This window comes from Boseongicola sp., from assembly GCF_057460485.1.
This window is the reverse complement of the sequence record NZ_JBVCWP010000184.1, coordinates 1-7632: the sequence shown is the minus strand read 5'-3', so window position 1 is coordinate 7632 and position 7632 is coordinate 1. Positions and strand designations below refer to the sequence as shown.

The window sequence follows — 7632 nt, the reverse complement described above, 5'->3', positions numbered from 1 at the left end:
TTGTTCAGCGTCGAAAGACCAACGCCCAAATCTGATGAAACCTGCGGCCGCGTTAAGCCGCTCGTAATCGCGATGCGCACCGCATCACGCCGAAACTCGTCTGTGTATCTCGTTGCCATTCCATATCTCCTTCATTGCAAAAATTGCTCGAAAGAGACCGGAACTAAACCGCGACAAGACCACTCGCCGATCACCCCAAAGACGACGACAATGAACGCCCCGGTCGGCCCACCGACCTGCACCCGACTTCCGCCCAAAAGCGATATAAGGAAGCCTGCGACGATGGCGGTCACGAGGCCCTTTGCGGGATCGGCGCCAGATGCGATGGCGATGGCGAGGCTGAGCGGCAGGGCCACCATTGCAACGGTCAGGCCCGCCAAGGCGTCCTGCAAGAGCAAGCTGCGCGAATATCCGGGGAGGACCGTTAGTATTTTCGGCTTCATAGCTGCAGCCTAGAAGACACAGAGCACAGCGTCTTTGAAAATAAGCAGACAATGGGCCGATCCGAACAAATGTCCACATTGCCCGCTAAAAGGAACTTGGCTCTTTCAGCAGCGAGGGTCTGCTTTGAGCGGCGGACTTTGCATTTCCGCAATGATCTGCTGCCAATAGCGTTGCTGCTTTTGCGGTTTGACCCAATTTCTCATGAACTTCAGGGGCAAAAGCCTGGTCACTAATTGGAGGACGCACATATCCTTTTTGCCGCGGGAGGTCCTCCAGCACCACAAAGTCTCTAGAAACATCCTCAAAGGGGATCAGCGAGAGAAGCCGCCCGGACAAAACCGATATTTGTGCATTTGAGTAGAATGCGTTTTTGGCCAAAAGCATCTGTAGGTTGAATTTGGTCAATAAAGTCTAAAAGGTGCGGCGTGAAAAAATGCGCCCGCGCTGAGGTAGGCACCTTCTAATTTCATTGAAATAAATTGCAGTTACTCAAACCGCTGGTTGTTAATTGATCATCACGCTCGCACGCATGCTTCCAAATCTCCGGGAATCTCGCGCGTGATCTCAACTGGTTCGTCAGTGGTTGGTATCGGCATTAAGAACCGCTCATCCGTTTTTCAGTCACCGACGTCCACTTTCCGGATACTACCTTTTATTTCGGCGAACAGGTCGCCGTTCTCGTCAGCGATCTCAACCTTGCGCGTAAAAATGCGCTTGCCTATTCATCGCGGCGCTTGTGGTTAGCAAGGCACGGGATGGATTGCAGGCGCCGGGCTTTTCGATTGCGCGCGGCACGTTGGGCGCGTCGATGGCGACCCTTCGGGACCGGAAGTACCGGTGTTTTACGCGGCCGAGTTCGATGTGGGCGTCGAATTCTGGCGCGTGACTGGCGATTCCATGGAGCAAGACGCCTAAGTCTGATAGCCATTCTGAATATGCGTAGTGGAATGATTTCGCCTCCTGCGCAGATGGCGAGGGCCGGTACTGATCCATATCAAGGACGTGACCATTGAGTTTGGTAAGCTCGCGTCAAACGGTAATGCTGCGGCTGCAAAACTGAGGTTCGCTTTGGCTCAGCTAGGCATTCTCAAGGAGATCCAGATGGCACATGTTGTAGTCCTCGGCGCAGGACTTGGCGGCACAATCGCGGCCTACGAATTGCGCGACACGCTCGGGGCGGACCATTCGGTTTCAGTCGTCACAAAAGGCAACCATTTCCATTTCGTGCCGTCAAACCCATGGGTTGGCGGTGGATGGCGTGACAAGGCGGCGATAGAGGTTGATCTGGAAGCGGTCTTTGCGAAACGCAGTATTGCTTTGTATCCCCAAGGTGCCAAACGTTTGCACCCAGCGGATCGTCGTATAGAGTTGATTGGCGGCGACTCGGTCAGCTATGATTATCTGGTGATCGTGACCGGTCCCGGCCTTGCCTTGGACGAGATTGAGGGCTTTGACCCTGCTGCTCATACCCAGTCGATTTGTCTTGTCGATCATGCGCTACAGGCGAAACTGGCGGTGGATGCTTTGATTGCGAACCCGGGCCCAGTTGTGATCGGGGCGGCGCACGGGGCCTCATGTTTTGGTCGGGCTTACGAATTCGCCTTCATCCTAGACAGGGCATTGCGAGATGCAAAAGTGCGCGACCAAGTGCCTATGACTTTTGTGACATCAGAGCCGTACATCGGACATCTAGGGCTGGACGGGGTGGGCGACAACAACGGGCTTTTGGAAGGCGAGATGCGCGAGAATCAAATTAAATGGATCTGCAACGCGCGGCTTGGCAAAGTTGAGAACGACAAGGTTCTGGTCTCGGAAATTGCTGAGGATGGATCGGTTCTGAAGGCCCATGAGGTGCCGCAGGTTTTCACCATGATGCTGCCAGATTTTCGAGGTATCGAGGCTGTACGAGGTATCGAAGGGCTGACCAATCCGCGCGGTTTTACTCTGGCAGACAAGCACCAGCGTAATCCGACCTTTCCCGAGGTGTTTTCCATAGGGGTCTGCGTCGCGATCCCGCCGGTGGGCAAAACGCCAGTGCCCGTGGGCGTGCCTAAAACCGGGTTCATGATCGAGTCTATGGTGACTGCGACCGTACATAATATTAGCCGATTAACCAAGGGGCTTGCGCCTAGTGCTACCGCCACTTGGAACGCCGTCTGCCTTGCGGATTTCGGCGACAGTGGCATCGCTTTTGTTGCTCAACCGCAAACCCCACCGCGGAATGTGAACTGGTCGTCTTCCGGAAAGTGGGTGCAACTTGCCAAGATCGCCTTCGAAAAATACTTCCTTTACAAAAACCGCAGCGGCAAATCTGAACCGTTCTATGAGCGGCTCGCGATGCAGGCACTGGGGATCGATAAGCTAAAAACAGTCTAACTTGATACTAATTTTTGAAAGCCGCAACGGTCTTCCGGACCGCAACACTAACCACAATTTCCCATTGCCAAAGCGTGATGGGATGAGAAAGGATAACCTCATGTCACTTGACCGTATGGTAATGGCCTTCGCGGGCTTCATGGTACTTTTGTCACTGGCACTGACCCTTTGGGTCTCGCCCTATTTTGTCTGGCTGACGGTTTTCGTGGGCGTAAACCAAATCCAGTCCGCATTTACCGGGTTTTGCCCGGCGGCGACCGCTTTCAAATGGCTAGGTGTCAAACCCGGTACGGCCTTCTGACCTTCCGAACGTCCGACTCAACTTCGCGGGTCTGCGATTCCTCCTGTCCCCCTCTCCGCGCACGAAGTGGAATGATTATGAGAACCTTGATTGCCATAGTCGCCTTGGCTGCTTCATTGCCGCTTGCGTCGTTAGCCGAAGATTTGCAGCTGGCTGAGGTGTCGGTAACGGAATGGAAGGCGGTCTATGGTCGGATCGAAGCGCGCAGCCGCATTCCAGCCCGTGCCAGGTTGGGTGGCACACTTGTATCGCTTGAGGTCATTGAAGGTGATGTCGTGACTGCGGGGCAGGTAGTGGCGCAGGTCGTTGATGCAAAGATCAACTATCAGCTTGCGGCAATTGACGCGCAGTTGCAGGCACTGGCGGCCCAGCTAGACAATGCTAAAGGCGAACTTACGCGCGGCGAAGATCTGCTGGCGCGCGGCGTGACAACTGCGCAAAGGCTGGACGCTCTACGCACCCAGGTCGATGTGCTGATGGGCCAGATCGCGGCAGTCGGCGCTGACCGGAAAGTGGTGGAGCAGCAGGGACTTGAGGGCACGGTACTGGCCCCGATTTCGGGCCGTGTACTGGCTGTGCCGGTTGCGGCGGGTGCGGTGGTCTTGCCCGGTGAGGCCGTGGCAACCATCGGCGGTGGTGGGATATTTCTGCGCATCGCTGTGCCTGAACGTCATGCCGCTTTTTTGCAGGAAGGCGCTGCGATCGAGATTGAAACTGCCGCGGGTCCGTCGGAGGGCACGCTGGCGCGGATCTATCCGCTGATCGAAAACGGCCGGGTGATTGCGGATGTGGAGGTGCCAGATCTGCCTGAAAGCTTTATAAACGCGCGGGTGCTGGTCCGCCTTCCGATCGATACCCGCACCGCGTTGATGGTGCCAGAGACCGCCGTTATCACCCGGACTGGCCTCGATTTTGTTGAGATTGCGAGCCCCAGAGGTGCCGTATTGCGCACTGTGGTTCTGGGCCAGCGCCAGACCCTTGATGGGGCGGCGATGATCGAAGTTCTATCAGGCCTCTTGGTCGGCGACCGGGTGGTCACCGCACATGAGTGAGGCCCCTGAAACGGTTGATCTTGGTATCGCTGGTCGCTTGACACGCGCGTTCATTGCCTCGTCCTTGACGCCTTTGTTCATTCTGGCGGCGCTGGCAATGGGGCTGGTTGCACTTACATCCCTGCCGCGCGAAGAGGAACCGCAGATTTCGGTTCCGCTGGTGGATATCCATGTGCAGGCGCCGGGGCTGCGGGCCGAGGATGCAGTCAAATTGGTGACCGAACCTCTGGAAGGTATCGTCAAAGGTATCGACGGGGTGGAACACGTCTATTCCTCGACCAGAGACGATAATGCGCTGGTCACAGTGCGCTTCCAGGTTGGTACTTCGGCTGATGCGGCGGTGCTGCGGGTGCATGCCAAGATTCGGGCGAATATGGACCGTATTCCGGTTGGTATTCCCGAGCCAATAATCGTCGGGCGCGGTATTGAAGATGTAGCGATTGTGTCGTTGACGCTGGCGCCAAAACCAGGCGTCGAAGGGATCACGGCCAATGATCTGACCCGCATCGCCCGTGAATTGCGCACCCAAGTTGCTAAGACTGAGGATGTCGGGTTGACCTATCTGGTCGGCGAAGTGCCCGAACTGATCCGTGTAGCTCCTGACCCAGAACGGTTGGCGCTTTACGGTGTCACTTTGCAACAACTGGCAGTCAAGGTGGCCAATGCCAACCGGTCGCAAAACACGGGTCAGCTGCGCGATGGAGGTGATCAGATTGATCTGGTGGTAGGGGAAACGCTGGTGGCCCCAGCGCAAATCGCCAACCTTCTTCTGACCACTCGCGACGGGCGGCCTGTATATGTGGCCGATGTGGCGCAGGTAAGCTTCGTGTCGGACAGTGCCGACGTGATCGTTGCCAATGTGAGCCGAGACGAAGATGGAGCGCCTACCCGCACGCCAGCTGTAACACTGGCGGTGGCCAAGCGCGCCGGGGCCAATGCGGTTATCGTGGCTGAGGCAATCCTCCACCGGGTCGAAGCACTTGAGGGTAGCCTGATCCCGGCCACCGTCGCCGTCATTGTCACCCGAGACTACGGCGAAACTGCGAACGAAAAGGCTAATGAGCTGCTGTTCCACCTTGGCCTTGCCACCCTTTCTATCGTCGCACTGGTGTGGCTGGCCATTGGTTGGCGCGAGGCAGTGGTGGTGGCGGTTGTGATCCCGGTCACAATCTTATTGACGCTCTTCGCCGCTTGGATCATGGGCTATACGCTTAATCGGGTCTCGCTTTTCGCATTAATCTTCTCCATCGGTATTCTGGTCGACGATGCAATCGTAGTAATCGAAAATATCGCGCGGCATTGGGGGATGAGCGATGACCGCAGCCGACTGACCGGAGCGATTGAGGCGGTCGCCGAGGTTGGCAACCCGACCATCGTGGCGACGCTGACCGTCGTCGCGGCTCTGTTGCCGATGCTGTTCGTGTCTGGGCTGATGGGGCCTTACATGAGCCCGATCCCCGCGAACGCCAGCGCAGCGATGATTTTTTCTTTCTTTGTGGCCGTGATTGTCACTCCTTGGCTGATGGTAAAGGTGGCTGGCCGCACACCGATGGTGCCGCATGGCCACGATGATACCTATGGCGGCCATCCCGGCGGAATTCTGGGGCAGGTTTACGGCATGGTGGCGCGTCCTTTGCTGGCCAGCAAGACCCGAAGTCTGGCGTTTTTGTTGGTTACGGCGACCTTGTCTTTCGGCTCGCTTGGCCTTCTTTACACCGAGGATGTGACAGTCAAACTGCTACCCTTTGACAATAAATCCGAACTGTCTGTGGTCATCGACCTGCCCGAAGGCGCTTCGGTTGAGGCGACGGACCGGGTGGCACAAGACGTCGCGCGCGAGGTGTTGCAGCTTCCGGAGGTCGTCTCGGTGCAGACCCATGCCGGAACCTCCGCCCCCTTCAACTTCAATGGGCTGGTGCGGCACTACTACTTGCGCGCCGCGCCCCAACTGGGGGAGGTGCAGATCACCCTGTCGCCAAAGGCCGAGCGTGACCGGCCTAGCCATGACATAGCGCTTGAAATTCGCACCCGGCTGGCGGAATTGGAATTGCCTGAGGGTAGCCGTATCAAAACGGTCGAGCCTCCGCCCGGCCCCCCGGTGCTAGCAACCTTGCTGGCCGAGGTGTACGGTCCCGATGCCGAAACAAGGCGGGCTGCGGCCAAGAAAGTGCGCGCGGCGTTTGAATCCGTGCCTTTTATCGTCGACGTCGATGACAGTTTCGGCACCCAGCCACGACGTTTGCGCGCCACAATCAGCACAGACGATCTAGAGTTCTTCAGCGTCGAGGAAAGCGATGTATTCGATACGCTTGCAATCTTGAATGGTGGGCGAACCGTGGGCTATTCGCACCGCGCTGACGGCCGCCAACCGATCCCGATCCGCATTGCGCGCGCCAAAGGCGACCGGGTGCTGGACGAACGGTTCCTGTCTACCCCAATCCCCGCGAATGTCCTGCCCGGCGCGCGCGGTGTTGTTGAGTTGGGCGACGTGATCCGCGTTACCGAAGAGCGTGCCTCATTCCCGATCTTTCGCCACAACGGACGCGATGCGGAAATGGTTACGGCCGAATTGGCTGGCGCATTTGAGGCGCCACTTTACGGCATGATCGCCGTGAGTCAGGCATTGGACGCTATGGACTGGGCGCCGGACACCAAACCGGTGATCAGCTTACATGGCCAGCCGCAAGATGAATCCGTGACCACGCTTTTGTGGGACGGCGAGTGGGAGGTAACCTATGTCACCTTCCGCGATATGGGCGCAGCCTTCGCCGTGGCGCTGCTGGGGATCTATATCCTTGTCGTCGCGCAGTTCGGATCGTTCCGGCTGCCTTTGGTCATCCTGACGCCGATACCACTGACTTTCCTCGGAATTATAGCGGGCCATTGGCTGTTTGGCGCACCGTTCTCGGCCACCTCTATGATCGGCTTCATTGCCCTAGCCGGGATCATCGTGCGCAACTCGATCCTGCTGGTCGATTTCATCCGCCACTCGGATCCGAAGGGCAAAACCCCGGTTGAGATCCTGATCGAGGCTGGCGCAATCCGTTTCAAGCCAATCTTGTTGACGGCGATCGCGGCGATGATCGGGGCGGTCGTGATTTTGTCGGATCCGATTTTTCAGGGACTGGCAATTTCGCTCCTTTTCGGTCTTTTGTCTTCGACGCTTTTGACAGTGCTTGTGATCCCAGCCATCTACCGCGTGCTGAAAACCTAAGGACAAAAAAGGGCGATTTTAAAGAGATTTGGCTTGAGGCCAGCATGGCGGCGGCGTTGCCCGTTTCCAACGGGCAATGGCATTTGGACGAGATCTTCGTGATGATTGATGGCCGGGTAATCCCCCCTAAAATTAGTGGTCAAAAGTAGAATTTTCTCGGCAGGATATCTGAGGAGATTTTTGATGAAGACAGCACGATATAGCGACGCACAGATCATGAGCATTTTGAAACAGGCGGAGGGCGG

General features: G+C 57.0%; 7 protein-coding genes and 1 pseudogene. 4 read left to right on the top strand and 4 right to left on the bottom strand.

Annotated elements, in window-relative coordinates:
- The 3 genes and pseudogenes from AC221Y_RS17045 to AC221Y_RS17035 all read right to left on the bottom strand — a co-directional run.
- On the bottom strand, positions 1-119 hold a 119-nt coding region (locus AC221Y_RS17045; protein WP_486707823.1), incomplete at its 3' end, for a transposase.
- Positions 120-161: 42 nt separating this feature from the next.
- Positions 162-443: pseudogene (locus AC221Y_RS17040) on the bottom strand (SulP family inorganic anion transporter); the annotation flags it as partial.
- An 85-nt stretch (positions 444-528) separates the two neighbouring features.
- Positions 529-849 carry a hypothetical protein gene (locus AC221Y_RS17035; protein WP_299754977.1) on the bottom strand — a complete coding sequence of 107 codons (321 nt, stop codon included), beginning with the start codon at positions 847-849 and terminating at the stop codon, positions 529-531.
- Between the two features lie 696 nt (positions 850-1545).
- Between AC221Y_RS17035 and AC221Y_RS17030 the strand changes: the two genes are divergently transcribed.
- From AC221Y_RS17030 to AC221Y_RS17015, 4 genes are all read left to right on the top strand, one after another.
- Complete coding sequence (locus tag AC221Y_RS17030) at positions 1546-2820, top strand: NAD(P)/FAD-dependent oxidoreductase (protein WP_299754975.1); 1275 nt, start codon at positions 1546-1548, stop codon at positions 2818-2820.
- 100 nt (positions 2821-2920) lie between these two features.
- Positions 2921-3121, top strand: a complete 201-nt coding sequence (locus tag AC221Y_RS17025; RefSeq protein WP_299754973.1) for a YgaP family membrane protein — start codon at positions 2921-2923, stop codon at positions 3119-3121.
- Positions 3122-3198: 77 nt separating this feature from the next.
- Complete coding sequence (locus AC221Y_RS17020; protein WP_299754970.1) at positions 3199-4173, top strand: efflux RND transporter periplasmic adaptor subunit; 975 nt, start codon at positions 3199-3201, stop codon at positions 4171-4173.
- Positions 4166-7387: an efflux RND transporter permease subunit gene (locus tag AC221Y_RS17015; RefSeq protein ID WP_486707822.1), complete on the top strand. Its 3222-nt coding sequence runs from the start codon at positions 4166-4168 to the stop codon at positions 7385-7387. The genes AC221Y_RS17020 and AC221Y_RS17015 overlap by 8 nt, the downstream gene beginning before the upstream one ends.
- On the opposite strand, the gene AC221Y_RS17010 is transcribed toward AC221Y_RS17015, so the two are convergent.
- A partial coding sequence (locus AC221Y_RS17010; RefSeq protein WP_486707821.1) for a hypothetical protein occupies positions 7384-7632 on the bottom strand: 249 nt, incomplete at its 5' end. The two genes, AC221Y_RS17015 and AC221Y_RS17010, sit on opposite strands and share 4 nt — an antisense overlap.